18 protein-coding genes are annotated in these 25456 nt (G+C 70.1%); 6 read left to right on the forward strand and 12 right to left on the reverse strand.

Annotated features, from left to right (window positions below):
* Positions 1-7: 7 nt before the first annotated feature.
* From IG196_RS32295 to IG196_RS21730, 7 genes are all read right to left on the reverse strand, one after another.
* Positions 8-7057 (reverse strand): type I polyketide synthase, encoded by a 7050-nt coding sequence (locus tag IG196_RS32295; protein ID WP_192192964.1) that lies wholly within the window; start codon positions 7055-7057, stop codon positions 8-10.
* Positions 7057-12327, reverse strand: coding sequence for a non-ribosomal peptide synthetase (locus tag IG196_RS21705; protein WP_192197107.1), 5271 nt, complete (start codon positions 12325-12327; stop codon positions 7057-7059). Before IG196_RS21705 ends, IG196_RS32295 begins: the two co-directional genes overlap by 1 nt.
* Before the next feature lie 5 nt (positions 12328-12332).
* A complete protein-coding gene (locus tag IG196_RS21710) occupies positions 12333-13034 on the reverse strand; it encodes a 4'-phosphopantetheinyl transferase family protein (protein ID WP_192192965.1) in 702 nt (233 codons plus the stop codon).
* Positions 13012-13755 carry a thioesterase II family protein gene (locus IG196_RS21715; protein WP_192192966.1) on the reverse strand — a complete coding sequence of 248 codons (744 nt, stop codon included), beginning with the start codon at positions 13753-13755 and terminating at the stop codon, positions 13012-13014. Before IG196_RS21715 ends, IG196_RS21710 begins: the two co-directional genes overlap by 23 nt.
* Positions 13756-13760: 5 nt before the next feature.
* On the reverse strand, positions 13761-14009 hold the full coding sequence (locus tag IG196_RS21720) for an MbtH family protein (protein WP_192192967.1): 249 nt from the start codon (positions 14007-14009) through the stop codon (positions 13761-13763).
* A gap of 158 nt (positions 14010-14167) precedes the next feature.
* A complete protein-coding gene (locus IG196_RS21725; protein WP_192192968.1) occupies positions 14168-14413 on the reverse strand; it encodes a FecR/PupR family sigma factor regulator in 246 nt (81 codons plus the stop codon).
* A 39-nt stretch (positions 14414-14452) separates the two neighbouring features.
* On the reverse strand, positions 14453-14986 hold the full coding sequence (locus IG196_RS21730; RefSeq protein WP_099791604.1) for a sigma-70 family RNA polymerase sigma factor: 534 nt from the start codon (positions 14984-14986) through the stop codon (positions 14453-14455).
* Positions 14987-15161: 175 nt separating this feature from the next.
* On the opposite strand from IG196_RS21730, the gene IG196_RS21735 reads away from it, so the two are divergent.
* From IG196_RS21735 to IG196_RS21755, 5 genes are all read left to right on the forward strand, one after another.
* Positions 15162-16001, forward strand: coding sequence for a plasmid replication/partition related protein (locus IG196_RS21735; protein ID WP_192192969.1), 840 nt, complete (start codon positions 15162-15164; stop codon positions 15999-16001).
* 390 nt (positions 16002-16391) lie between these two features.
* Entirely contained in the window at positions 16392-17069 is a 678-nt protein-coding gene (locus IG196_RS21740; protein WP_225616760.1) for a hypothetical protein, read from the forward strand.
* The gene (locus IG196_RS21745) at positions 17066-17590 is read left to right on the forward strand and encodes a GTP-binding protein (RefSeq protein WP_192192971.1); all 525 of its coding nucleotides are present in this window, start codon (positions 17066-17068) and stop codon (positions 17588-17590) included. Before IG196_RS21740 ends, IG196_RS21745 begins: the two co-directional genes overlap by 4 nt.
* 100 nt (positions 17591-17690) lie before the next feature.
* Complete coding sequence (locus IG196_RS21750; RefSeq protein ID WP_225616761.1) at positions 17691-18020, forward strand: roadblock/LC7 domain-containing protein; 330 nt, start codon at positions 17691-17693, stop codon at positions 18018-18020.
* Positions 18021-18130: 110 nt separating this feature from the next.
* Positions 18131-18490: a hypothetical protein gene (locus IG196_RS21755; RefSeq protein WP_101489402.1), complete on the forward strand. Its 360-nt coding sequence runs from the start codon at positions 18131-18133 to the stop codon at positions 18488-18490.
* 34 nt (positions 18491-18524) lie between these two features.
* Here the strand turns inward: IG196_RS21755 and IG196_RS21760 are convergent, their stop codons facing one another.
* The 4 genes from IG196_RS21760 to IG196_RS21775 are packed head-to-tail and all read right to left on the reverse strand — an operon-like array spanning position 18525 to position 23010.
* Positions 18525-20879, reverse strand: coding sequence for a penicillin acylase family protein (locus IG196_RS21760; RefSeq protein ID WP_192192972.1), 2355 nt, complete (start codon positions 20877-20879; stop codon positions 18525-18527).
* Positions 20876-21268, reverse strand: coding sequence for a Rid family hydrolase (locus IG196_RS21765; RefSeq protein WP_192192973.1), 393 nt, complete (start codon positions 21266-21268; stop codon positions 20876-20878). The genes IG196_RS21760 and IG196_RS21765 overlap by 4 nt, the downstream gene beginning before the upstream one ends.
* 40 nt (positions 21269-21308) lie before the next feature.
* Complete coding sequence (locus IG196_RS21770; RefSeq protein WP_192192974.1) at positions 21309-22010, reverse strand: aspartate/glutamate racemase family protein; 702 nt, start codon at positions 22008-22010, stop codon at positions 21309-21311.
* Between the two features lie 13 nt (positions 22011-22023).
* On the reverse strand, positions 22024-23010 hold the full coding sequence (locus IG196_RS21775; RefSeq protein WP_192192975.1) for a Bug family tripartite tricarboxylate transporter substrate binding protein: 987 nt from the start codon (positions 23008-23010) through the stop codon (positions 22024-22026).
* A 59-nt stretch (positions 23011-23069) separates the two neighbouring features.
* Between IG196_RS21775 and IG196_RS21780 the strand changes: the two genes are divergently transcribed.
* Positions 23070-24146, forward strand: a complete 1077-nt coding sequence (locus IG196_RS21780) for a helix-turn-helix transcriptional regulator (protein WP_192192976.1) — start codon at positions 23070-23072, stop codon at positions 24144-24146.
* Between the two features lie 19 nt (positions 24147-24165).
* On the opposite strand, the gene IG196_RS21785 is transcribed toward IG196_RS21780, so the two are convergent.
* Entirely contained in the window at positions 24166-25413 is a 1248-nt protein-coding gene (locus IG196_RS21785; RefSeq protein ID WP_192192977.1) for a dienelactone hydrolase family protein, read from the reverse strand.
* Between the last annotated feature and the right edge of the window lie 43 nt (positions 25414-25456).

Genomic DNA, 25456 nt, shown 5'->3' on the forward strand with positions numbered 1-25456 from the left:
ATTTCGTTCAGGCGCCTTGTTCGTCGGCCAGGCGGGACTCGGTGCCGCGCGCGCCGTCGTCGAGCGCGGCGCGGTCGAACATCGCGCCCATCGCCACCACGATTTTTCGCGGGCCCTCGAAGGGGTCGCGCGCATGGGCGGCGAGCATGTTGTCGAGCATCACGACGTCGCCCTGGCGCCAGTCGAAGCGCACGGCGCAGGCCTCGTAGGCCTCGCCGACGATGGCCATGGTTTCGTCCGCGATGGGCGAGCCGTCGCCGTAGGTCACGTGGCGCGGCAGGCGCTCGACGCCGCCCATGGCCAGCAGGTCTTCGCGCACCTGCGCTTCGAGGCAGGCAACGTGGTGCAGCTGCACCTGGTTGAAGAACACGCGCTCGCCGGTCAGCGGATGGCGGATCACGGCGGGGCAGCGGGTGCGCGTCTGCAGCGTGTCGCCGTCGAACCAGCGCCATTCGATGCCGGCGGCGGCCAGGCGCGCCTCGACGTCTTCGCGGCGCTCGGTCTTGTAGAAGTCCTGCCAGCTCACGTCCAGGCCGGGCGTGAAGGTGCGCACGTATTGCAGCCCCTTGCGCTCGAAGCCGGCCACCACGTCGGCCGGCAGGCGGCGCAGCATCTCGCGGCAGTCGACGATGGGCGTGGCGCCGCCCACGGGCGACGGCAGCTCGCAGAAGAACCACTGCTTGCGCGGCCAGCGGTCCAGGTGCGCGCTCTCGTTGTGGAACAGGATCATCTGACGCTCGGGGTACGGCGTGGAGCGGTAGGTCTTCTTGCCGCCCTCCTTCTTCGGCAGGTCGCCGTAGCTGCCGTACAGCTCGGGCTCGATGGCCTCGGCGAAGGCCTCGAAGTCCTGCGGCGTCTTCAGGCCGAAATCGCGGAACAGGATGCCGCCGTGCTTGGCCACCAGCATCTCGATGTAGTCGGCCTGGCCCTTGGCCCAGGCCACGGTGTCGAGCTCGGGGCTGGTGGCCTGCAGCACGATGGGGAACTCGGCCCCGGGCTTCAGGAACGAGGTCTGCACGGCGGGCCGCGCGGCGGCGCGCACGGGCGCGCGGCCGGCGCCCAGGGCATCGAGCTTTCCAAGTTTGCCGAGCTTGTCCAGTTTCGAGGCCGGGCGGACGTTGGGAGCATTGGTCATGGCGATGAATTCCTGCATGGGCATGGGGGCCAGCGCGTCGACGGGCTGGCTGGGTGTGGCGACGATCCGCTCCAGCAGCGCATGCCACGAAGCGGTGAAGGTTTCGACGGTCTCCCGCCGGTAGAGGTCGGTGGCGAACACCCACTCGGCGGTGAGCGCGCCGTCGTGTTCGCTGGCGAACACCGCGAGGTCGAACTTGGATTCGTTCATCTGCTGGGGCAGCACCTCGACCTCGGCGCCTTCGATGGCGAACCGGATCTCGGGTGTGTTCTGGAGCACGAAGAGCACCTGCACCAGCGGGTTGCGGTCGCGTGCACGCGGCACGCCCGACAGCTCGACGATGCGGTCGAAGGGCACGTCCTGGTGGTCCATCGCGGCCAGGGTGTCGGCCTTGGTGGCGGCCAGCCAGTGCGCGAAGTCGATCGTTCCCTTCGCGCGGCGCGAGCGCAGCGGCACCACGTTGACGAAGAAGCCGAGCAGCCCTTCGAGGTCCGTATGGCCGCGGCCCGCGACGTCGGTGCCGATGACGATGTCGTCGGCGCCCGAGGCCTGGTGGAAGAACAGGAAGAACGACGACAGCAGCAGCGTGAACAGCGAGGTGTCCGACGCCCGCGCGAGCGCGGCCAGCGACTGCGACAGCGCGGGCGACAGCGTGAGCCGCACCGAGTCGCCGGCGTGCGTGGGCACTGCCGGGCGCTGGTGGTCAGGTTTGATGCCCGAGGTCTGCGGCGCGCCCGCCAGCCGTTCGCGCCAGAACGCGACCTTCGGCGCAAAGCCGTCGGAGGCCAGCGCACGCGCATACCAGGCGGCGTAGTCGGCGTACTGCACGGGCAGCGGTGCCAGCTGGAGTGGCTGGCCGCGCCGCGCGCGCTCGTAGAACGCAGCCAGTTCGCGTGCGAACACGGCGATCGACCAGCCGTCGAACACGATGTGGTGCACCACGAGCACCAGCACATGCTCGCGCGCAGCCATGCGCACGACGGTGGCCTTGATGAGCGGGCCCTCGGCCAGTGCGAGCGGTGCGCGCACCAGTTCGTCGAACAGCTGGCCGTAGCGCGCGCTGTCGTCGAGCCCGATCACGGGAATGTCGAGCGGTGTGCCGGGGCGCACGACGGCCATGGGCTCGCCGTCGTCGTCTTCGGTGAACACGGTGCGCAGCACCTCGTGGCGCGCCACGATGGCGTCGATGGCGGCGCGCAGCGCGCCGATGTCGAGCTCGCCGTGCAGCGCGAGGCCGGCCGACATGTTGTAGGCCGCGCGGCCGCTGCGGTTGGCAGCGTCGGTGAGGCGATCGACCAGCCAGAGGCGGCGCTGCATCGGCGACAGCGGCAGCGCGCCGCCCCGCGCGACGGGCGTGATCTCCATCGCGCTGCGCTGCGGTGCGGTGGCGGTCGAGGCGACGCCGAGCCGCGCGGCCAGGCCGGCGATGGTCGGTACCTTGAAGAATTCGCTGGGGTGCAGCTCGGTCGCGTAGAGCTTGCGCACGCGCGACAGCAGCTGGATGGCGACGAGCGAATCGCCGCCAAGTTCGAACAGGTTGTCGTCCACGCCGATGGGTGCGATGCCCAGGCGCTCGGTCCACAGCACGGCGAGCGCGGTCTCGACCTCGCCCTGCGGCGCGACGAACGGGGTCTGCAGCGCGGGCCGGGGATGCGCCGAGCCTGCGGCAGCGGCCGGTGCCTCGTCGCCGAGCAGGTCGAGCATGCCGTTGTCGAGCGGGCCCAGGCGCGTGGCCAGGTCAGCGGTCGAGATGACGGTCTGCGCGCGCACCGGGCCGTTGACGATGCGCTCGAAGACGCGCGCGCCCTCGGGACCGTCCATGCCGATGTCGTCGGGCACGTCCATGTGCGCAGCCATGCCCAGGCCGCGCCAGGCGTCCCAGTTGACCGAGAACACCGGGAACGCGCCGAGCCGCTCGTGCGCGACGGCCACGGCGTCGAGGTAGGCGTTGGCGGCGGCGTAGTCGCTCATGCCCAGGCCGCCGGCCACGCTGGAGATGGACGAGCACAGCAGCACGAAGTCCAGCGGCTGGCCGCGCAGCGCGTCGAACAGCACGCGGGTGCCGCGCACCTTGGTCGCGAACACGGTGTCGACCTGCGCCCGCGTGCGCCCGGCCATCATGCCGCCGCCCGCATCGCCGGCCGCGTGCACCACGCCGTGCAGCGGGCCGAAGCGGGCATTGGCGTGTGCGAGGGCGGCGCGCATCACGTCGGCGTCGGACACATCCGCCGACACGGTGAGCACCTGCGCGCCGAGCGCTTCGAGTTCGAGCAGCTGCTGCAGCCGCGTCTTCAGAGCGGCGGGCGTGCCGTTGGCCGTCACCAGCGCGGGCCATTCCGCGCGCGCCGGCAACGCCGTGCGTCCGAGCAGCACCAGCCGCGCCTGCCACTGCACGGCCAGGTGCTTCGCCAGCGCAAGGCCGACACCGCCGAGGCCGCCGGTGACGAGGTAGACGCCCTCGCGGCGCAGGCGCGGCTGCGCGGCGACGGTCAACGTCGCGGGTTCGTAGGTCTTGATCCAGCGGTGCGCACCGCGGCAAGCCACGAGCGGCTCGCCGGGCTCGATCTGCAACGCCGCGGCCTCGGCCACGATCTGGGCGACCAGCCGGCCTTCGGCATCGCTTTCGGGCGCGGGCAGCACGACGTCGATCACGCGGCAATGCACGCGCGGGTATTCCTGGCCGATCACCTTGCCGATGCCGCGCAGCGTGGCCTTCTCGGGGCACAGCAGTTCGGTGCCGGTGACGTCTTCGAGCTGGTTGGCGACAACGACGAGCGGCAGCGTGCGGTCGCCGGCTGCTAGCGATTGCACGAGCGCGAGCAGGCTGAAGAAGCTGCGTTCGAGCAGCTCGGCTTGCAGCTGCTGCGCGGGCAGCGTCTCGTCGAGGCTCCAGAGGTGGTAGATGCCGGCGATGGCGCCGAAGTCGGCCGCGATCTCGGTCTGCAGACGAGCGTGGTCGTCGCGTGCGCCGGGGCGCAGCGTCCAGTGGCCGTGGCCCGTGCATGCGAAGGCAGTGCCCCGCTCGGCGAGCACGACCGTGCGGCCCTGCGCGCGCAGCTGGCGCACGAGGTGGCCCGTGAGGCTGCGGCTGTCGCCGAGCACGAGCAGGCAACCGCTGACATCGGTCGAAGGCACGAGCGTGAGCGGCTCCGTGCGTTGCCATGACGGCACATAAAACGCGTCGGCGTTGGTGCGTTGCGGGGCCTTCGCACCATTGGGCGCTTCCACCCAGTAGCGGCGGCGCTGGAACGGATACGCCGGCAACGGCACGCGCCGACGCGCGGCGCCCGCACGGCAGGCGGCCCAGTCGATGTCCACGCCCGCGACCCACAGCTGGGCCAGCGTCTGCGCGATCTGCTGCGCGTTGCGCGCCTGCTGCTGCGGGTGCGCCTGGCTGGCGAACACGCCGGCGGCGGTGTCGGCCAGCGGATGCTGGCGCGCCAGGCCCGCCAGCGTTTCGCCGGGACCGACTTCGAGCAGCACGCGGCCCGGCACCTGCAGCAAGGTGCGCACGCCGTCGACGAACTGGACGGTGCCACGCAGGTGCCGCGCCCAGTAGGCGGGGCTCATGGCCTCCTCGGCAGTGATGAGTTGGCCCGTGACGTTCGAGACGAAGGGAATGCTCGGCGGCCGGCGCGGCACCGAAGCGATGAGCGCTTCGAGCGGCGCGAGCAGCGGCTCGGTCATCGCCGAGTGCGAGGCGATCGACACATGCAGCCGGCGCGGCAGGTGGCCCGCCGCGCGCAGCCGCGCCTCGGCGGCCTCGACCGCGTCGCGCGGGCCGGAGATCACGCACAGCTGCTCGGCATTGGCAGCGGCCAGGTCGCAGCCCGGCGCCAGGAAGGGCGCGAGCGCGGCCTGCGACAGCGGCACGGCCGTCATCGCGCCGGGCGGCATCGACTGCAACAGGCGCCCGCGCAGGGCCGCGACGCGCAGCGCGTCTTCGAGGCGGAACACGCCCGCGAGGCAGGCGGCGACGTACTCGCCGAGGCTGTGACCCATCATCACCGCGGGCCGCACGCCGCGGCGCATCCACCACTGAGCCATCGCGTATTCGATGACGAACAGCGCGGGTTGCGCGAGCGAGATATCGAACAGCCGCGCGTCGGCCTCGGCTTCGCCACCGGGCGTGGGGAACAACACGGTGCGCAGGTCGAAGCCCAGCTCGGGTTCCAGCAGTGCGCAGCAGCGGTCGATGTCGTCGCGGAAAGTCGCGTCGTCCTCGTAGAGCGCGCGGCCCATCTGCGCGTGCTGCGTGCCGCCACCGGGGAAGAGGAAGACCACCTCGGGCGCCTGCGCGGGTGCGGCGCGCACGGCCAGGCCGCCACCCGCCGAGAGCATCTGCACGGCGCCTTCGGCGTGGTCGGCCACGACCGCGCTGCGGTGCTCGAAGACGCGGCGGCCTGCTTGCAAGGTGTGGGCGATGTCGGTGAGCGGCAGCGTGGGGTGCGCGCGCAGATGCTCGGCCAGTTGCTGTGCGGCCTGTCGCGTCGCAGATGCGCTGCGGGTCGACAACGGCAGCACCTGCCAGCCTGTTGTTGGTTCGGACGCAACAACGGTCGGCGCCTCTTCGAGCACGACATGCACGTTGGTACCCCCAATGCCGAAGGAGCTGACGCCCGCACGACGCGGCGTATCGCCCTCGGGCCACGGCAGTGCTTCGGTGTTCACGCGGAACGGACTGTTCGCGAAATCGATCTGCGGGTTCGGTTGCTCGAAATGCAGGCTCGGCGGCAGCGTGCGGTGGCGCAGCGCCAGCGTCGCCTTGATGAGCCCGGCCACGCCGGCCGCCGCATCGAGGTGGCCGATGTTGGTCTTGACCGAGCCGATGGCGCAGTAGCCGCAGCGCCCGCCGTCGCCGCCATCGGCACGGAAGGCCTGCGTCAACGCGGCCAGCTCGATCGGGTCGCCCAGCGTGGTGCCGGTGCCGTGAGCCTCGACGTAGCCGACCGTGTGCGCGGGCACGTCGGCCATCAGCTGCGCCGCGCGGATCGCGCCGGCCTGGCCCTGCACGCTCGGTGCGGTGAAGCCGATCTTGTCGGCGCCGTCGTTGTTGGCGGCGGTGCCCTTGATGACGGCATGGATGGTGTCGCCGTCGCGCAGCGCATCAGCCAGCCGGCGCAGCACGACGATGCCCGCGCCGCTGCCGATGACCGTGCCCGCGGCCTTCGCGTCGAAGGCGCGGCAGTGGCCGTCGGGCGAGAGGATGGCGCCGTTCTGGTAGCGGTAGCCGCCCTCCTGCAGCAGGTTGAGCCACACGCCGCCGGCCAGCGCCATGTCGCAGTCGTGGCTCAGCAGGCCCTGGCAGGCCATGTGCACGGCCACCAGCGAGGTCGAGCATTCGGTCTGCACGCTCACGGCCGGGCCGCGCAGGTCGAGCTTGTAGGCCACGCGCGTGCACAGCGAGCCGGCGGAGTTGCCGCTCATGAGGCCCAGCATGTCGGCGATGCCTGTGCCCGCGTCGATGCCGACGGCGGGCAGCAGGTGCTTCATGAGGTAGAGGTTGGGTCCGTCGCCTGCGTAGACGCCGACCGGCGCCCCACCCTCCGGGCCGGTGGGCCAGCCCGCGTGGTCCATCGCTTCCCAGGCGCATTCGAGAAAGATGCGCTGCTGCGGATCGAGGTGCTCGGCCTCGCGCGGCGAGTAGCCGAAGAAGCCGGCGTCGAAGCGGTCGAAGCCGTCGAACAGCACGCCGGCCTTCACGTAGTCGGGGTCGGCCAGTGCGCGCTCGGGCACGCCGCGCGCGCGCAGTTCGTCGTCGCTGAAGGCCGTGACCGACTCGACGCCGTCGCGGATGTTGCGCCAGAAGGCGTCCACGTCAGGCGCGCCGGGAAAGCGGCCGGCCATGCCGACGATGGCGATCTCGAGGCCCGTGAGGCCCGTGGTCTCGGGGGAAAGCGGGGTGTCGTCTTGCGCGTGCATCAGAGGGTTCTTTCCGTGGGTCGGCGGCGTTGCAGCAGGGCCGCGCGCTGTTGCTGCGCGCGCTGCTTCGCCTGCGCGGCGTCGTCGGTGGCAGCGGCGGGGCCACGCCCGAGCTGCTCGATGTGCCGGGCGAGCGCGCCGACGGTCGGGTACTTGAAGAGGTCGACGACCGCGAGGCCCAGTTGCAGGCGGTCTTCCACCAGCCGGTGCATGCGGATCACGAGCAGCGAGTTGCCGCCGAGGTCGAAGAAGTTGTCGTGCAGGCCGACCTGTTCGATCTTGAGCAACTCGGCCCAGATCGCGGCCAGCGTCTGCGCAACGTCGCCGCGGGGCGCTTCGTAGCCTTGCGTGCCGGCGGCGGCCGGTTCGGGCAGTGCGCGGCGATCGACCTTGCCGTTGGCGCCGAGCGGGAAGCTGTCGAGCACCATCAGCGCCGAAGGCACCATGTAGTCGGGCAGCGCCTGTGCCAGCTGCGTCTTGAGCGTGGTCGCATCGAGCGATGCGCCTGCAGCGGGTGCGACGTAGGCCACGAGCGACGAGCCAGTGGCACCGTCGTGCAGGCACACCAGCGCCTCGCGCACGCCGGACTGCTCGCGCAGCCGCGCCTCGACCTCGCCCAGCTCGATGCGGAAGCCGCGCACCTTCACCTGGTGATCGAGCCGCTCGAGGTAGTCGAGCTGGCCATCGGCGCGCCAGCGCACGAGGTCACCGGTGCGGTACAGGCGACCGCCCGCCGCATCGAAGGGGTCGGCGACGAAGCGCTCGGCCGTCAGGGCTGCGCGCCCGAGGTAACCACGCGCCAAGCCTTCGCCGCCGAGGTACAGCTCGCCGGGTACGCCCTGCGGCACGGGCTGCAGGTCTGCATCGAGCACATGGGCGGTGCGGCGGCCGACCGGGCGGCCGATGGGGGCGTAGCCCTGCACGATGGCCTCGGCATCCGCAGACCACAGCGTCGGCGTAATCACGGCCTCAGTTGGGCCGTAGGCGTTCACGGCACGTGCGGGCCGCAGCACGCGGCGGATCAGCGCAAGGTCTTCACCGGTCCAGGCTTCGCCGCCGAAGAGCGCGAGGCGCACGGCGTGCTGGAACGGCGGCTGGTCTTGCAGCAGCTGGCGCGCGTAGGCCGGCGGCAGGTCGACCACGCTGACGCGGTGGCGCTGCAGCAAGACATCGAGTTCGCTGGCGAGCGAGCACCACTGCGGTTGCAGCACCAGCGCGGCGCCGGTGGTCAGCGGCAGCAGGCACTGCTCGATGGCCGCATCGACATGCGGCAATGCGAACTGCAGCGATCGGTCGTCCGCCGTGAAGCCGCAGGTGTCGGCCATGGCCTGGAGGTGCATCGACAGTGCGCCGTGCGCGACGGCCACGCCCTTGGGGCGACCGGTGGTGCCCGAGGTGTGGATCACGTAGGCCAGGTGGTGGTCGTGCAGCGCGACCTGTGGCGCCTCGTTCGGTTCGTCGTCGAGCGATGCGTCATCGACTGCGAGGCGGGCGACGGTGCCGCCCTCGCCCACGGTGCTGTGGCTGCCGGTCAGCAACAGCGCGGCGCCGCTGTCGGCCAGCAGTTGCGACAGCCGTTGCGGCGGGTGCGACGGGTCCATGGGCAGGTAGGTGCCGCCGGTTTTCAACACGGCTAACAGACTGACGACGCGATCGATCGGGGCATCGACGGCCACCGCGACCAGCGTGTCGGGCCGCACGCCGTGGCGCAACAAGCGGTGCGCGAGGCGGTTGGCGCGGCGGTCGAGTGCGGCGTAGGACAGTTCGGTGTCGCCTGCGATCAGCGCGACGGCATCGGGTGCGCGGTGCACGTGCGCTTCGAACAGGCGATGCGCGGGGGTCGCGGCCAATGCGAGCGATGTGCCCGTGCCCCAGGCGTGCAGTTGCGCCTGCTCTTCAGCAGCGAGCCACGGCGCATCGCCAACGGCACCGGCCGGGTCCGCCGTCAACGCTTCGAGCAACGCGCGGTAGTGCGCAGCCATGCGCGCAACGGTCGCGGCATCGAACAGCTCAACCGCCGTGGTGAAGACCGCGCGCACCTGGCCATCGGCGCGCTCGCGGATGTCGAGCGCGAGTTCGCACTGCGCAGCGCTGTCGTCCATGCGGTACTCGTCGACCGTCAGGCCCGGCAGGCCGCGCAGCACGGCCGTGTCTTCGCGCAGCAGATTGAACATCACCTGGAACAGCGGGTTGTGGCTCAGGCTGCGCTGCGGCTGCAGGGCGTCCACGAGCTGCTCGAACGGCAGGTCCTGGTGCGCCTGTGCGCCGAGCGCGGCCTCGCGCGTTTGCGCGAGCAGTTGCGCGAACGGGGTGCGGCCGTGCAGCGTGGCGCGCAGCACCTGCGTGTTGACGAAGAAGCCGATAAGGCCCGTGGTCTCGGGGCGGTGGCGGTTGGCGACGGGCACGCCCACGCGCACATCGGGCTGGCCGGTGTAGCGGTGCAGCAGTGCCTGGAAACCCGCGAGCAGCACCATGAACAGCGTGGCGCCATGCGCCTGCGCGATGGCGTGCAGGCGCGCGACGAGGGCCGCGTCAAGGTCGAAGGCATGCGATGCGGCACGGTAGTTCGCGACCGCGTGGCGAGGGCGGTCCGTGGGCAGGGCCAGCACGGGATGCGCGTCGCCGAGCTGGGCGCGCCAGTAGGTCAGTTGCCGCTCGGCCTCGCCCGCGGCGAGCCAGTCGCGCTGCCACGCTGCGTAGTCGGCGTACTGGATCAGCGGCGCAGCGAGCGACGGCGTTTCGCCCTTTGCGTGCGCGCCATAGGCGGCACCGAACTCGTCGAGCAGCACCTGCAGTGACGCACCGTCGGACACGATGTGGTGCGTGACGATCGCGAGGATGTGGCGCTCGTCGCCGAGCTGGAGCCACGCGGCGCGCAGCACGGGGCCGGCTGCGAGGTCGAAAGGCTCGGCCTGCAGCTTGCGCGCCTGCGCGGCGGCCGCGCCTTCGCGGTCGCCGTCCGGCAGTGCGCGCAGGTCGATGTGGGCAAGCGCCAGCGGTGCCGTCGGCAGCACCTGCTGCCCGACCGTGCCGTCGGCCGCCGTGCGGAACACGGTGCGCAGGCTCTCGTGGCGTGCGAGCAGGCCTTCGAGCGCTGCGGTCATTGCATCGGCATTCAACGCGCCCGACAGACGCAGCGCCACACCCACGTGGTACGCGCTGTTCTTCGGATCGAGCTGCCAGAGGAACCACTGGCGCGCCTGCGCATGCGACAGCGCGAGCAACCCCGCGCGGCGCTCGGCCGGCAGGGCCGGAATCGGCTGGTGCGCGCGGCGCTGGCCGAGCGACAGCACGCGCCGCAGTTCACGCGCGAGGTCGCCCAGGCGCGGCTGCTCGAACAGCGCGCGCAGCGGAAAGTCGATGTCCCAGCGCTCGCCGACTCGCGCGGCCACCTGCGTGGCAGCGAGCGAGTTGCCGCCGTGGGTGAAGAAGTGCGCGTCGCGTGCCAGCGGGCGTTCGGCGGGGCGGCGCAACACCGCGTGCCAGATCGTGGCCAACGCCTGCTCGACGTCGTCGAGTGCGGCTTCGGACGTGTCGACTGCTGCCGGTGCGCTGCCGCCCAGCACGAACACACCATGTGCGTAGATCGCATAGGCATCCGCCGTGCGATCGATCCAGCCCTGGCGGCAGGCACCGCGCTGCAACTTGCCGCTCGTGGTCTTGGGCATGCCGCCGGGGTTGAGCAGCATCACGACCGACAGCGGCTCGCCGCACTGTTCGCTCACGGCCGCGCTCAGCGCCTCGACCAGCACCTCGGGGCGCACCAGCTTCTGGATGCTGCGCGACACCTCGGCCGCGAGGCCGATGCCCTCACCTTCCGGCCCGTCGACCGAGAAGGCCGCGACGCGGCCCTTGCGCACGGCCTCGACCTCGCGCTCCACTTCGCGCTCGATGTCCTGCGGGTACAGGTTGTGGCCGCGCACGATGACCAGGTCCTTGATGCGGCCGGCCACGTAGAGCTGGCCGTCGTGCACGAAGCCCAGGTCGCCGGTGCGCAGCCAGCGCGTGCCGTCCTGCACGACGAAGGCCTTCTGCGACACCTCGGGCTTGTTCCAATAGCCGCTGCCCAGGCTCGGGCCCGAGGCCCAGATTTCGCCGACGCCGCCGTCCGCGCACACGGCCAGCGTGGCCGGATCGACGATGCGCACCGCATGGTGCGTGACGCTGCGGCCGCAGCCGACGAGCATCACGCCGCCGTCGTCGCGCACCACGGCGCCTTGTGCCAGGCGTGCCTTGTCGAAGGCGTGCGCGACCATGCCGGTGCCGCGGTGTCCGCCCGTGACGAAGAGCGTCGATTCGGCGAGGCCGTAGCAGGGGTAGACCGCTTCGGACGGAAAGCCCGCAGGTGCGAAGCGTTGTTGGAACGACCGCAGCGTGTCGGCGCGCACCGGCTCGGCGCCGGAGAACGCGAGGCGCCAGCACGACAGGTCGAGCCTGGCCAGCTGGGCGTCGGACACGCGGTCGAGGCACAAGCGGTAGGCGAAGTCGGGCCCGCCGCTGACCGTGGCGCGCAGCCGCGACACGGCTTCGAGCCAGCGCACGGGCCGCTCGAGAAAGTAGCGCGGCGACATCAGCGCCACGACCGCGCCGCGGTGCATCGGCTGCAGCAGGCCACCGATGAGGCCCATGTCGTGGTTCAGCGGCAGCCAGGTGACGAAGGTGTCGCTGCTGCTGACCGAAAGGCCTTCCTCGATCGCGCGCATGTTCGCCATCAGGTTCGCATGCGTGACCATGACGCCCTTGGGCGCCGAGGTGGAGCCGGAGGTGTATTGCAGGAAAGCGATGTCGGTGGCGGCCGGCGTGTGCGGGCGCCATGCGTCGGCGCCGGTAGCGTCGATCTCGTCGACGGCGATGAGCACGGCCTGCGCAAAGGCAGCATCCGCGCCGGCCATCGCGTCGCGGATGGTGGCGTGGGTCAGCACGCAGCAGGCGCCCGCGTCGGCGGCGATGCCTTCGAGCTTGCCCAGGTGGCGCTTGCGCGTGGACTCGGGCGGGAACACCGGCACGGCGACGAGGCCCGCGTAGAGGCAGGCGAAGAAGCTCACGACGTAGTCGTCGCTGTTGTCCAGCATGATCAGTGCGCGGCCACCGGGTGCGAAGGCCCGCTGCAGGTGCGTCGCCAGGCCGCGCACGCGTGCATCGAGGGTGCGGTAGCTGATGGGCGTGTCGAGTGCGGCACCGTCGCGATCGGTGATGGCGATCAATGCGATGTCGTCGGGTCGCTGCGCGGCCAGGCTGCGCAGATGGGTCACGAAGTCCACGGGATGCATCGGGTTCACAGGGGTTGTTCCTTGGTGTGCCAGGCCAGCGCGGCGGCGTAGCCCGGCGGCGCGGACAGCGCCATCGCTTCGATGCCGGCCCACGCGGGCACGGCGCAGTCGACGGCCATCGCGCCGTGGGCGTCGGGGTGGATGCCGACGCTTTGCAAGTGTTCGGCCATGCCGACGCCTGCGGCCTTGAGCACGGCCTCCTTGCCGACCCAGCGTCGGTAGAAGGCGCGCGGCAGGTCGGCGTCGCTGCGGATTTCGCGCTGCTCGCGTGCGGTGAAGGCCATGGCGAGCAACGCGTCGGCGTCGGCCATGAGGTCGCGCGCGCAGGCTTCGATGTCGACGCCGACGCAACGTACGCGCGCCGGATCGGCCAGTGCGATGAGCGCGTGATCGCCGGCGTGAGAGATGTTGAAGAGGGGCACGGCGTTGTCGTCGCGAGCTTCGACGAAGGGCTTGCCATGCGCGTCGGCACGCAGCGGCACGTCCACCGGACGGCAGGCGAGGCGCTGCGCGATCAGGCGGCGCACGGCGGCGCGGGTGTGGGCGAAGCGCACGCGGTCGGCGCGGCGGGCGAAGCGGCTAGCGCGTGCGTGTTCGTCGGGCGTGAGGTCGGCCCAGGCATCGCCGTCGCCCGCCGCAAGATCCAGGTCCAGGCGGTGCAACGCGATGCCCGGCGGCAACGGGTCATGCCAGGGCACGAGCCGCATCGACGCCTCCCGCCATCACCGCCGGCGCGAGGTGCCGCGCCAGCGCGGCCAGCACGGAGGTCTCGTGCTGGCGGATGAAGAAATGGCCGCCCTCGAACCAGTCGAGCGTGAAGCGCGCATGCGCGGTCTCTCCGGCCCAGGCCTGCATGCGCCACGGAGCGATGTCGTCCTGGCGGCCGGCCAGCACATGTAGCGGCACGGGCAACGGTGCGGGATCGATGTGCGCGAAGCTGCGGCACAGGCGGTAGTCGGCACCGAGGGTGTCGAGCGTCATGCGCAGCAGCTCGGGGCTGTCGAACAGCTCGTCGGGCGTGCCCCCCTGCTTGCGCAGGTCGGCGATGAGGGCCGCGTCGTCGGTGATGTCGAGGAAGCGGTCGGGGTCGCGCTGCGACGGTGCGGCGCTGCCGGAGACGATCAGTGCGCTCGGCAGCGGGCGGTGCTGTTGCCGCCAGTGCTGCGCCATGCCCCAGGCGAGCAACGCGCCCATGCTGTGGCCGAAGAGTGCATAGCGCCCGCGCAGCACGCCTTCATGCTCGGCACACAGTTGCGCGACCATGCGGTCGAAGTTTTCGATGAAGTTTTCACCCAGGCGCCCGCCGCGGCCCGGCAGCTCGACCGGCACGACCTCGATCCAGCGCGGCAGCACACGCCGCCAGCGCAGGTACATGGTGGCGCTGGCGCCTGCGCAAGGCAGGCACAGCAGGGGCAGCGATGCCTGCATGTGCGTCAGGCGGAAGCGGAAGCGTTGTCGGTCTGCTGCTGCGCGGCCATCCAGTCGCGCAACGATTTCGGGCGCATGTCGGTCCACTGCGCTTCGACGTAGTCGAGCACGGTCTTCTTGTCGCCCTTGACGCCTTCGACGGCAGTCCAGCCGCCGGGCACGGCCTTCCAGTGCGGCCAGATGGAATATTGCGCTTCGTGGTTGACGAGCACGATGAAGGTCTCGTCCTCGCGGTCGAAACAGCTGGTAGACATGGGCGGTCCTCTTGGTAAGTGCAATGACGGGCAGGCTTTGCCCTTGCGATACAAGACGCGCCGCGAGGCCGGGTGTTTAGTCGCTCACGCATGAAAACCGCGCACGGCTGCGCCGCGGCGGGGCCGCTGTAGGAGCTGCGAGAAAAAGAGGGAGTCGGTCAGCGAGCCGCGTCTTCGGCGTCCGGCGAAGGGACGTCGTACGCGGGCGGCACCTGGCCGACGAGCAGCCAGAGGCGGGCCGCCTCGGCGTAGGTCTGGCGATGCATGGGATCCGCGGCGAGCCATTGCGCAAGCTCGGCGCTCGCGGCGGCGTCGAGGGCGCCCTCACCGGCGTGCTGGCGGCGGACCCACGCCCAGGCGGTCTGCCAGGCGGGGTCGCTTTGCTTGTCGTTGCTGCTGCTCATCGGCGGCCATCGTAGCGCCGATGGGGTGCGTCGGAAAACTCAGGCGGCCTGCACGAGGTAGCGGCAGCTTTCGAGTGCGGCGTCGGCGTCCTTGATCATGAAGTTCACGAGCGTGGCGGAGCAGCCCAGGCGCGTGGCGATCTCGCGCTGGGTCAGGCCACTGAGGCGGTTGAGTTCGAACGCGAGGCGGGTGCGCGGCGCCAGCGCTTCGAGCACGCGGTCGATGGCCACCAGCGCCTGCCGGCCGCCGAGCACGCGGTCGGGCGCGTCGTTGCTGCTGGGTGGGCTCACGAGTTCGACGTCGTCGCAGTAGGTGCGGTAGCTGGCTTCGACGGAATGGTGGCGGTGGTAGTCGACCGCCACGTTGCGCACCACCTGGCAGCAATAGCCGAGCGGCTTGCGGACATCGCGCACCGAAGCGCCGTCGGCGAGCTTGAGGTAGGCGTCCTGCAGGACTTCATCGGCCAGGTCGGCGGTCCGGACGATCTTTTGCGCGACGCGCTGGAGCTGGGCACGGTTCGCGATGAAGACCTCCCCCAGCGTGGGCGCGGACGGGGAAAGCGACAGATCCATGGGTACTCCTGAAGTGTTCAAGGGTGAAGATGCAAATAAGAACTATTACCATTTGATGACGGAAGAGGGCCTGTTTTTTCACAGTGGCACCTTTCCGTCTCTCTCCCTGTCTAGACGTTCGAGCGGCCGAAACCGAGACACCTAAAATTCCGCCCCTTACATTGCTCCCGTACCCATGAACATCGTCGTCAACGAAGAACTCAAAGCCTATATCGATCCCTTGACGCCGGAGGAGTACGAAGCCCTCGAACGCAGCATCCTCAACGAAGGCTGCCGCGACGCGCTGGTGCTGTGGGGCGACGTGCTGGTGGACGGCCACAACCGCTACGGCATCTGCCAGAAGCACGACCTGCCCTTCCAGACGGTGCAGAACACACGCTTCAAGACGCTGCAGGACGTGCACCTGTGGATGATCGACCAGCACCTGGGCCGCCGCAGCATCTCGGACTACCTGCGCGGCGTGCTCGCCCTGCGCAAGAAGGACATCGTGGACGAGCGCCGCGCCCGCAGCACCGCCACCACCCCGACCACGTCGGACGACCCGCCCTTCGATATCGACGACGCGCCCGCTTCGACTGCGTCTCCGGCTTCCGACGAGGCCCTGCCGCCGCCCGTGCCGATGAACAGCCGCGAGGCCATCGCCCGCGCCGCGCGCCTGAGCAGCAGCCAGGTCACGATGATCGAGAAGATCCAGAAGCAGGCCGCGCCCGAGCTGGTGGCGGCCGTGAAATCAGGCGTGATCTCGATCAACACGGCCGCAGCCGTCGCCTCCCTGCCCGCCGAAGAGCAGGTGACGGCCGCCAACGCCGGCAAGGACGAGCTCAAGCAGGCCGCCAAGCGCGTGCGCGAAGCCAAGCGCAAGCCGCGCGAGGCCGCGCCCGAAACCGAAGACGGCGCCGAACCGGCGTCGCTCGACGCTGTCCAGCAACTGGAACAGCGCGTGGCCGAACTCACGGCCGAGAACGCGGACCTGCGCCGGCAGGTGGCCGACCTGCAGGCGCAACTGGCGCACTGACGCCCCGGCGGGCGCCGTTCTGCGCGCCCGCCTTTTTCACCACCCCCTCTGACGCCTCGCGCGCCGCCCAGCGGCCCGCGAGGCTTTGTCGCGTCCGCGACCCACCGAAAACAGTTGTCCGTAATCTTGTGTTTTTATTTGCAACAACTGTTATATTTTCACATAACAATTCAAACAGAAAACTTTAGTTCTCTGACTCGACATTGAGATCGGCGCCCCCGCCCAACTTCCTCCAGTGAGTTCTCAAGTTGCAAATAGAACGGCGATGCCGCCACGAATCGGTTCTTTCGATACGGTTGAGCACACATCGCTCGGACGATCGGGCGTCGAACTGCAGCGTCCGGAGGAACCATGACGGGCGCTAACACTGTTCCCAAAGGTCAACGCGCCTTGCTGAGCTTCAGCGTCGAAGGGCTGCAGCACCGCGAGGAAGTGCTGCTCAAGTCGCTGATCCGGCTGCTCGACCACCGGACCCACCAGAACTGGTCGTGGAAAGCCGAACAGGCCGACCTGCGGGTCGTTGGCGCGCAGATCGCGATCGCAGCGGCCTCGCCCCAGCCGGCGGTGCCCACGCTGACCGTCGCCCACGCCGACCCGCAACGTGGCCCGTTCCTGGCCCTGCCGCTGCACACCGATGCGCTGGAAGTGGTGCTCAACCGCCTCGGCGCGATGGTGGTCCACGCCCGCGGCCTGGGGCTGGCCGTGACCGAGGTGCCGATGGGCGAGCACGAAGAATTCCGCATGCTGCGCTGGCCGCCGGCCGCCGTGCTCGAAGCGCCGATCCGCCTGCGGCTGGCCACGCTGATGACCAACCGGCCAGCGTCGGTGCTGTCGCTTCAGCAGCGCTCGCCCGCCACGCGCCAGGAGTGCGCGGACTTCCTGGCCGACCTGCAGCGCGCGGGCCTGCTCGAACGCGCCGCCAGCCCCGGCGTTCTTGTGACCGCCTCGGCGCCCGACAGCGTCTTCCCCGACAGCCGCTTTCCGGCGCCGACGCGCGACGCCGTGCAGCCCGGCCTGCTGGCACGCATCAGGAACCGACTCGGCTTGCAGCCGCCAGGCCCTCAATGACCGTAGAACACAAGATCCTCTTCACCGGCACCATGGGCGCCGGCAAAACCACGGCCATCGCCAGCGTGAGCGAGATCCCGCCCGTGAGCACCGACGTGCGCAACAGCGACACCTCGGTCGCCAAGGCCACCACCACGGTCGGGCTGGACTACGGCGAACTCACGCTCGACAACGGCGAGAAGCTGCGCCTGTACGGCACGCCCGGCCAGATGCGCTTCGACTTCATGTGGCGCATCCTGGGCCGCGGCGCGCTCGGCGTGGTGATCCTTGTGGACAACAGCCGCCCCGACCCGCTGGCCGACCTCGACATCTACCTGGATGGCTTTGCCGAGCTGATCGCGCAGACCGCCTGCGTGGTCGCCGTGGGCCGCATGGAACACCACCCGAGCCCCGGCCTCGACGCCTACGCCCGGCGCATGGAAGCCAAGGGCGTCGTGTGCCCGGTGCTGCCGGCCAACGTGACCGATCCGCAGCAGGTCGTGCAGCTGCTGGAGCTGCTCCTGCTCCAGCTCGAGGTCTGACGCCGCGGCGCGTTCCCCTTCTTCTCTTTCTTCCATTCAGGCAGCAATGAACATCACTCCAAGAATCAGGCTTGCAGCGGAATCGGCCATCGACACCCTGATGCGGGAAATCAAAGGCGTGAAGGCCGTGGTGATCTCCACCGAAGACGGCCTCGAGCTGGCCGCGCGCGTCGAGAACACCGCGCAGGTCGCGCGCCTGTCGGCCATTGCCAGCTCGCTCGCCGCTTTGGGCGCCGTGGCCGGCGAGGAAAGCCAGCTGGGCCATTGCGACAACGTGGCCATCGAGGCCACCCACGGCCACATCCTGATGCTGCAGGCGCGGCACCCCGAGATGACGCTGATCGTGAGCGTGGTCACCAGCCGCGACGCCATCATCGGCCAGGTCCTCTACTTCGCGAAACAGGCAACGCAGCTGCTGCAGCACGCCTGACGCGGGCGCCGCACGCCGGCGCACCACAACACCCATTCGACACCGGTGGCCGCCCATCCCCTTCGCCCGGGTGGCCGCCGACTTTCAGGGGCGAGGACTAGGAGATTTCGATGGCAAATATCAAGCAATCCATGGACGAACTGATGACCTGCGACGGCGCCCTGTGCGCGGCGCTGGTCGATTCGAGCAGCGGCATGATCCTCGGCCAGATCGGCGCGGGCGTCGACCTCGAAGTGGCCGCTGCGGGCAACACCGAAGTGGTCCGCGCCAAGCTGCGCACCATGCGCGACCTGGGCCTGAACGACGTGATCGAAGACATGCTGATCACGCTCGGCAAGCAGTACCACATCATCCGCCCGATGCTGAAGAAGGAAGGCCTGTTCGTCTACCTGGTGCTGGACAAGGCCAAGTCGAACCTGGCGATGGCGCGCCGCAAGACGCTCGACGTTGAACAGAACATGACGGTGTGAGCGGCGTTGCCAGGCCCGGCGCCTGGCAACATTTCTACTCCCGCAATGTGCGCCGCTCCAGCTTCGGGTCGGCCGCAATCTCTTCCTCGGTGAACGGCGGCGTCACCAGCTGCTTGCGCGAAAAAAGTTCGAGCTGATCGTCGTGGTGCGGCGACGCCGGATCGCTCGACTGCCCGCCCGCCATCATCACGCGCGCCACGGGCTTGCCCTGCGCCCACGTGACCACATGCACGTACGAGGTGCCGGCCATGATGTCGCCGTAGCCCTCTTTCGTGAGCGGCGCACCCTCGAGTGCATTGAGCACGCCCTGCCCGCCCGGGCCGCCATGCAGTGGCACGCGGCCGCGCGGCGTGGGTCGCGCCAGCATGTCGCCCCATCGCTCGTCGCCACGCAACCCCAGCGCTGCGAGCGCATCCGCCGTGTCGCGCACGGCCGCGACGATGCCCGCCGTCACGCCCGGCGCCGACGAGACCGGCCGCACGCGGAAGGGGTGTGCCGGGTCGTAGGGCTGCGCATACAGGCCGGGCACGTTGTCGAGCCGAGGGCCCAACTCGACAAACAGCAAGGCACCGCGGCTGTCGATGTTGTGGCGCCGGTCCCATGCGGCCAGGATGCCGCAGGCGCGCTGCACCGTGGCATCGCCCTTGGCGCTGGTGCAGGCGGCCAGCACGGCATCGAGCGTGGTCTCAGCCAGGTAGTTGCGGTTGCCGAACACCAGGTCGTTGGCCTCGGCCACGTCGATGCGGCCATCGGCCAGGCTGCCTTCGATCTGCCGTTGCGACATCAGCGTGCGCGCACCAGGCGCCGCCTTCGGACTGCCGAGCAGCAACGAATAGCCGTCGAGCTGGCGCCCCACCAGCGAGAGGCTGTAGCTGTCGTTGGCGTTCTGCACGATGCCGCGCGTGGCGAGCGCCGGCAGGCGGCTCGCCGGTGCGAGGCGCGGCCGGCCGTCGGCATCACGCACGGCGCAGGCGCTGCGGCGGCCGTCGAGCGCGCCCGGCACGGTGGCGTCGTCGGGCGGCGGCACGACGGCGCAGTCGCGCAACGCGGCATCGCCGATGTCGAGCAGCGGCCCCGACTCGATGTACATCGCCTGCCCCTGGCTGTCGCCCGCGATCAGGTGGGCGGTGATGCCGCGGTTGCGCGCCACCGCCTGCTCGAAGCCGCCGATGTCGCGCGCCTTCGCCACCGCAAGGATCTGGTCGAGCGCGCGCGCATTGGCCACGTTGGGATCGGTCACGGCATGCCAGCCGGCCGGGCGACCCGCTGCCGCAGGCAACCGGTACAGCGGCCCGAGGTGCGAGTACGGCAGGCTGTGGTTGTGCGTGCGCACGCTGCCGTCGGGCTGCTTCACGCGCAGCGCGACGGTCTTCATCGTCAGCTCGCGTGGTGCGCCATCGACCGTGTACGAAGGCTTCGCACCGGGCTTCACGTCCAGCGCCACCAGCAGCGGATAGGTCACGGTCGAGGGCGCCTCGATGCTCCATGCCAGGTGCCGCGTGAAGCCCGACAGCGGCAGCGGCAGGCCCAGGAAGTCGGCGCCCATCACATCGATTTCTCCGGGGATAGTGAGGTGCATCTGGTGCATCAGCAGCCAGTGGTCCTGCCACAGCGTGTGCGGGTTGGCCACCATGATCGAGGTGTTCGTGCCCGTGGCCTCGGCGCCGTAGGCCCAGGCGTTGCTGGCCATGCGCTGCGTCGGTGGGCGGTCGCCCTTGGCCTTTGCCACGGGTGGCGCCCCCAACTGGTCCCAGGTCGATGCCGAGGCATAGGGCGCGACGCTCAACGCCTTCCACAGCGAGCCCACCTGCATCGTGGCACGCACCACGTCGCTGGCTGTCATCTGCGGCAGCGCGAGGCCCTTGCACGCGGCGGGGCGCGCCTCGGGCGGCAAGTCGCGCACCCAGCGGTTGAAGCCGGCGGCGTAGCCTTCGGCGAGCTGGCGCGCGTCGGTGGACAGGCCCTTCCAGGCGGTCTCGACCTCGTCGTCCGACAGCTGCACGCGGTAGAACAGGTCGCTGTCCAGGTTGGGAATCTGCAGAAACGCCACAGTCGCCAGGCCGTCGGGGCCGAAGCGTTCCGAGCGCTCGCCGCGCAGCGTGAGCACGCGGTCGGCCAGCAGGCACAGGTGGTCGCGCGCGACGGCATAGCCATGGCCATAGCCCAGGCCTGCGTAGTCCTTGGCCTTGATGTGCGGCAGGCCGTATTGCGTCCAGCGCACCTCGGCGCTGTACTTGTCGTTCGAAGCAGGTGGCGCAGGCGGCGGCGTCGTGACGACGTGTCCACCAAAGAATCCTCCACCACCGCCGCTGTCGCCGCCACAACCGGCCACGACACAGGCAAGCGCGCAAAAAACGATGCGCACCAACCCGCTGGCACGCGGTGTCATGACCTGGCCTCGCCCACCGGCTGGCTCTTGCGCGCAATCACCTGCATCTCCACCCAGGCCTTCGGCACGGCGATGCCGGCCAGCATGGCGGTGCCGGTCGGCTTGCAGGGCAGCACTTCCGACAGCGTCTGCACCACCGCGCCCAGGTGCTCGGCGCCGGCCACGATCAGCGTGTAGTTGACGACCTGCTCCAGCCGGCCGCCGCAGGCCGCGAGGTACTTCTCGATGTTGCGCACCATCAGCCGGGTCTGGTCTTCGGCGCTGACGGCGAGCGTCTGCGTGTCGTAGTCCATGCCGATGGTGCCGGAGACGAAGATCCATTCGTCGTCGAACATCGCGCGGCTGTAGGGCGCATTGACAAAGGGCAAGGGGAAGTCGGCGGTCTGCATGCGGAGGTCTCTCTTTCGTTCTCTGTGTGTGGAAATGAAGTCAGGCCCGGGTCATCTCGCGCACGATGGCGCGGGCGTGGATGTCGGTGGAATCGAACAAGGGTGCGGCGCACGCGATCCAGGGCTTCACGGCGCTCAGCTCGGTGCAGCCCAGCACGATGCCCTGCGCGCCGCGCGCCACGAGCGCGCTGCACAGCGTCGAGATGACAGCGGCGTCGGCGGGGCTGGCCTCGCCGCGCGCCAGCGGCCCGAAGATCGCCGCGTCGAGCGTGCGCCGCTGCGCCGCGTCGGGCAGCACCAGCTCGAAGCCGGCGCCCTCCCCCAGCATCTGGCCGAAGAACGGCGCATCGAGTGCGAAGCTCGTGGCCAGCAGGCCGAGGCGGCGCATCGACGGGAACCGTGACGCGATCTCGTCGCCGGTTTCGCGCGCCACGTGCACCAGCGGCACGCCCGCCGCAGCCTGCACGGCATCGGCCGCGAAGTGCCCGGTGTTCGCAAGAATGGCGATGAGTTCCGCGCCGGCCGCACGGGCCTGGCGCGCGGCGGTTTCCATCTGGGCGCGCGCATCGTCGCGGCGCCCTTCCGTCATGGCGGCGATGACGCCAGCGAAGTCCAGGCTCACAATCACGCAGCGGGCCGAATGCAAGCCGCCGAGTTCGCGCTGGATGTGCTCGTTCAACAAGCGGTAATAGCTGAGCGTGGAAGGCCACGCGACGCCTCCGATCAGGCCCGCGGTTTTCATGACGCGTTCCTTCTCAGTCGAGCTTGAAGCCGAGCTTGCGGATCACCGGGCTGTAGCGCACCAGGTCGCTGTCGATGCGGCCCCTGAGTGCTGCCGCGCTGGTCTGTGCGGCCGGCTCGAAGCCGAACACCAGCAGCTTCTCGACCACGTCGGGCTGGCGGATCGCCCAGTCGACGCCGTCGCTCACACGCTTGGCGATCTCGGGCGGCAAGCCGGCCGGGCCGACCACGCCGAACCACACGGAGAAGTCGACGCCCTTGTAGCCCAGCTCGTCGAGCGTGGGCACGTCGGGCAGGCCCGAGAAGCGCTTGGCCGAGGTGACGGCCAGGATCTTCGCGCGCCCCGCCTTCACGAACTGGACATAGGGCGCCATGCCGTCGAAGGCGGCGTCGATGTCGCCCGCGATGGTGGCCTGCGCCACTTCGGCGCTGCCCTTGTAGGGCACGCGCGTGGTCTCGATGCCGGCGCTGCGGTTGAACTCTTCGAGTGCCATCTGCGACAGGATCGCGGCCGCGCCGATGTTGATCTTGCCGGGCTCGGCCTTGGCACGCTTCACCAGCTCATGCACGTCGCCGACGCTGCCTGGTTGGGTGCGCGCGATGACGGCAGTGGGCGAGGTGATGGCCAGTGCCACCGGCGTGAAGTCTTTCCTCGGGTCGTAGGGCAGCCGGTTGTAGAGCGAGGGGTTGAGCACGAAGGTCTGGTCGATGGACCACAGCAGCGTGTAGCCGTCGGGCGCGGCCTTCATGATCTCTTGCGCGCCGATCAGCGTGTTGCCGCCCGGCTTGTTGTCGACCACCACCTGCTGGCCCAGCTGCACCTGCAGCTTGGCCGCGATGAGCCGCGCGGCCACGTCGGCACCGCCGCCCGCCACGAAGGGCACGACGAGGCGAATCGGCCGCGTGGGCCAGGCACTCTGCGCACCGGCAAGCGCCGGCACCCACCCCGCGGCGAGGGCCGCCAGGAGCCCCAGAAACCGGCAGACACGTCGAGCATTCATCCATAAACTCCGTTCAAACCAAAGTGTTGCAACGCTAACGCCGCCTGTCAGGGTTTTCTATGCCGATCCCATCGCAGACTGTGCCGATCCAGCCCTCGCCCTTCACGGCCGCCGCGCTGCGCGAGGACGATTTCAACGCCGCGCTGATCCGCCTGCCCACCGACCGACCGCTCGCGCTGCCGGCCCTGCACGACGGCGCGAGCCGCGAGGTGCGCTGGCCCGACGACGGGGGCCGCATCCTGCGGCTGCGCACCATGCCGTGGGAAGGTGCGAGCGCGCTGTACTTCGATTTCAGGTTGAACGACGACCTGCATGTGCAGCTGGCACCCGGCAACGAGCTGCTGCTGACCTTCTTTCTCTCGGGTCACGTCACGGGCGAGATCGGCAGCGCGCAAGGCCGCCCGCTCGACTTCCGCATCGACCGCGCGCTGCTGCGCACGCCGAACCGCGATGGCGGCTACCTGATCCACATTCCCGGCGCCTGCCGCAACAACTTCGTGCAGTTCCGTCTGCGGCGCGACCTGCTGCCGCGCTGGCTGCATGCGCTGGGCGTGCGGCTGCCCGCGCGGCAGATGAGCGAGCTGGTCGAGCGCGACGACGGTCGGGTGCTGTGCAACGCGGCGCTCACGCCGCGCGTGCGCGACTGCCTGGCGCGCATCGGCGACGAGCCCTCCGATCGGCCCGCCTTCGTGCCGCTGTTTCATGCGCGTGCGACCGAGCTGCTGACCTGCGTGCTGCTCGATCTGGCGCAGTTGCTGCGCCCCGCACGTTCAGAAGACACCCACGGTGGTGCGGCCGCGCAGACGGTGCGCAGGCTGCGCGCGCTGCTCGGCGAAGCGCCGGCGCAGGCCTGGACGGTCGATGCGCTCGCGCAACGGCTCGACCTGCGCGCCACGCGGCTGCAGGCCCATGTGAAGGAGGCCGAGGGCACGACGGTCTACGGCCTGCTCGTGGCCGAGCGATTGGCGCTGGCCGCCCGGTTGCTGCGCGACACGCAGCTCAGCGTGCAGGCCATCGCGGCCGAAGCGGGGTGGGAATGCCACGGCCGCTTCACCGCGGCGTTCCGCAAGCAGCACGGCGTGGCGCCGCGCGACTACCGCTTGCAGCAGGCGCCGCCGGCCAACAGCGGCGCCTGAAGAATCACCGAGAAGCGACTCAGCCGCGCGGGCGCGTCAGCAGCGTGTTCGACGGCAGCGTCTCGTCGAGCAGCTTGCGCGCCGTTTCCACGCCCGCCACCGGCAGCAGTGCCGCGTCGAGCAGGCCCACCTGCACCAGCACGCTCGCCTGGTCCCAGTAGATGTGCTCGTGGTAGAGCTTGTCGCCGCGGAACTTGATGACCGCGAGCAGCGGAATCTCCACGCGCTTTCCGGTCGGCGCCACGCCGGGCAGCATCCACGGAATCTCGGTGGTGTGGGTGAAGCAGAACAGCATTTCGTCGACCACCTGCGTCGCACCCACGGTGCGCGAGATCGGCACCAGCGAGGTGTCGGGCGGGTTGCTGTTGACGAAGTGGTTCGTATAGAACGCGTGCAGGTTCTTGTAGCCCACGCCGCCGGTCATGGTCGGGATGTGGTTGACATAGGGCTCGGCCACCATCGTGCTCATGGTGTCGTCGACGTTGCGGGTGCCGAACTCGTACTCGCAGTGCTTGTCCCACAGCGCCGCCAGGTCGTAGTTCGGGCCGATGGCCGACTTCAGCGCGGCCACGCTGCGCTCGTGCGCCATGAGGGCCGAGGCGCGGTGGAAGTGATCGCCACCCACACGTGCGAAGGCATGGTCGACGCCGGGGTACACATGCACCTCGACGTTCGGCCGGCCGCGCAGCGTCTGCACGATGCGGTCACGCGCCTCGGGCGGGCAGAAGCCGTCGAGTTCGGCCACGTGCAGCGCCAGCTTGCAGCGGATGCGATCGGCCTCGTCGAGCGCGGCGTCGATGCCCACGCCGTAGTAGCCCACGGCCACGTCGGCGTCGGTGCGGCAGGCCGCGAGGTAGGCGAGCTTGCCGCCCAGACAGAAGCCGAGCACGCCGACCTTGCCGCCGGGCACTTCGGGGCGCTGGCGCAGCGCGGTGATGGCGGCCTGCATGTCCTGCATGCCGAGCGCTTCGTCGAAGCCCTGGTACAGCGCGAAGGCGCGTTGCCAGTCGTCGGGTGCGTAGCCCAGCTGCACGTCGGGCTCCTGACGCCAGAACAGGTCGGGCACGAGCACCACGTAGCCTTCCTCGGCGTAGTAGTCGGCGACGTCGCGCATGGTCTTGTTGACACCGAAGATTTCCTGCGCGAGCACCAGGCCCGGGCCAGTGCCGCCGCGCGGCAGGGCGAGGTAGGCGCCGAAGCTGCCGCTGCCGTCGGCGGCCTGGATGCGGATGTCTTGCGACGACGATGGGGATGCCTTGTTCTGCATGGGTGTGTGACTCCGTTCAATGCTGAAAGGTGGACGTGGGGAA

The sequence above is a fragment of the Variovorax sp. 38R genome, assembly GCF_014843395.1.
Taxonomy (GTDB): Bacteria; Pseudomonadota; Gammaproteobacteria; order Burkholderiales; family Burkholderiaceae_C; genus Variovorax; species Variovorax paradoxus_H.

Excerpts from the sequence above, each read along its gene's own strand:
- IG196_RS32295 (WP_192192964.1), bottom strand. The coding sequence starts at position 7,057 with ATGCACGCGCAAGACGACACCCCGCTTTCCCCCGAGACCACGGGCCTC.
- IG196_RS21705 (WP_192197107.1), bottom strand. The coding sequence starts at position 12,327 with ATGCATCCCGTGGACTTCGTGACCCATCTGCGCAGCCTGGCCGCGCAG.
- IG196_RS21710 (WP_192192965.1), bottom strand. The coding sequence starts at position 13,034 with ATGCGGCTCGTGCCCTGGCATGACCCGTTGCCGCCGGGCATCGCGTTG.
- IG196_RS21715 (WP_192192966.1), bottom strand. The coding sequence starts at position 13,755 with ATGCAGGCATCGCTGCCCCTGCTGTGCCTGCCTTGCGCAGGCGCCAGC.
- IG196_RS21720 (WP_192192967.1), bottom strand. The coding sequence starts at position 14,009 with ATGTCTACCAGCTGTTTCGACCGCGAGGACGAGACCTTCATCGTGCTC.
- IG196_RS21725 (WP_192192968.1), bottom strand. The coding sequence starts at position 14,413 with ATGAGCAGCAGCAACGACAAGCAAAGCGACCCCGCCTGGCAGACCGCC.
- IG196_RS21730 (WP_099791604.1), bottom strand. The coding sequence starts at position 14,986 with ATGGATCTGTCGCTTTCCCCGTCCGCGCCCACGCTGGGGGAGGTCTTC.
- IG196_RS21735 (WP_192192969.1), top strand. The coding sequence starts at position 15,162 with ATGAACATCGTCGTCAACGAAGAACTCAAAGCCTATATCGATCCCTTG.
- IG196_RS21745 (WP_192192971.1), top strand. The coding sequence starts at position 17,066 with ATGACCGTAGAACACAAGATCCTCTTCACCGGCACCATGGGCGCCGGC.
- IG196_RS21750 (WP_225616761.1), top strand. The coding sequence starts at position 17,691 with ATGCGGGAAATCAAAGGCGTGAAGGCCGTGGTGATCTCCACCGAAGAC.
- IG196_RS21755 (WP_101489402.1), top strand. The coding sequence starts at position 18,131 with ATGGCAAATATCAAGCAATCCATGGACGAACTGATGACCTGCGACGGC.
- IG196_RS21760 (WP_192192972.1), bottom strand. The coding sequence starts at position 20,879 with ATGACACCGCGTGCCAGCGGGTTGGTGCGCATCGTTTTTTGCGCGCTT.
- IG196_RS21765 (WP_192192973.1), bottom strand. The coding sequence starts at position 21,268 with ATGCAGACCGCCGACTTCCCCTTGCCCTTTGTCAATGCGCCCTACAGC.
- IG196_RS21770 (WP_192192974.1), bottom strand. The coding sequence starts at position 22,010 with ATGAAAACCGCGGGCCTGATCGGAGGCGTCGCGTGGCCTTCCACGCTC.
- IG196_RS21775 (WP_192192975.1), bottom strand. The coding sequence starts at position 23,010 with ATGAATGCTCGACGTGTCTGCCGGTTTCTGGGGCTCCTGGCGGCCCTC.
- IG196_RS21780 (WP_192192976.1), top strand. The coding sequence starts at position 23,070 with ATGCCGATCCCATCGCAGACTGTGCCGATCCAGCCCTCGCCCTTCACG.
- IG196_RS21785 (WP_192192977.1), bottom strand. The coding sequence starts at position 25,413 with ATGCAGAACAAGGCATCCCCATCGTCGTCGCAAGACATCCGCATCCAG.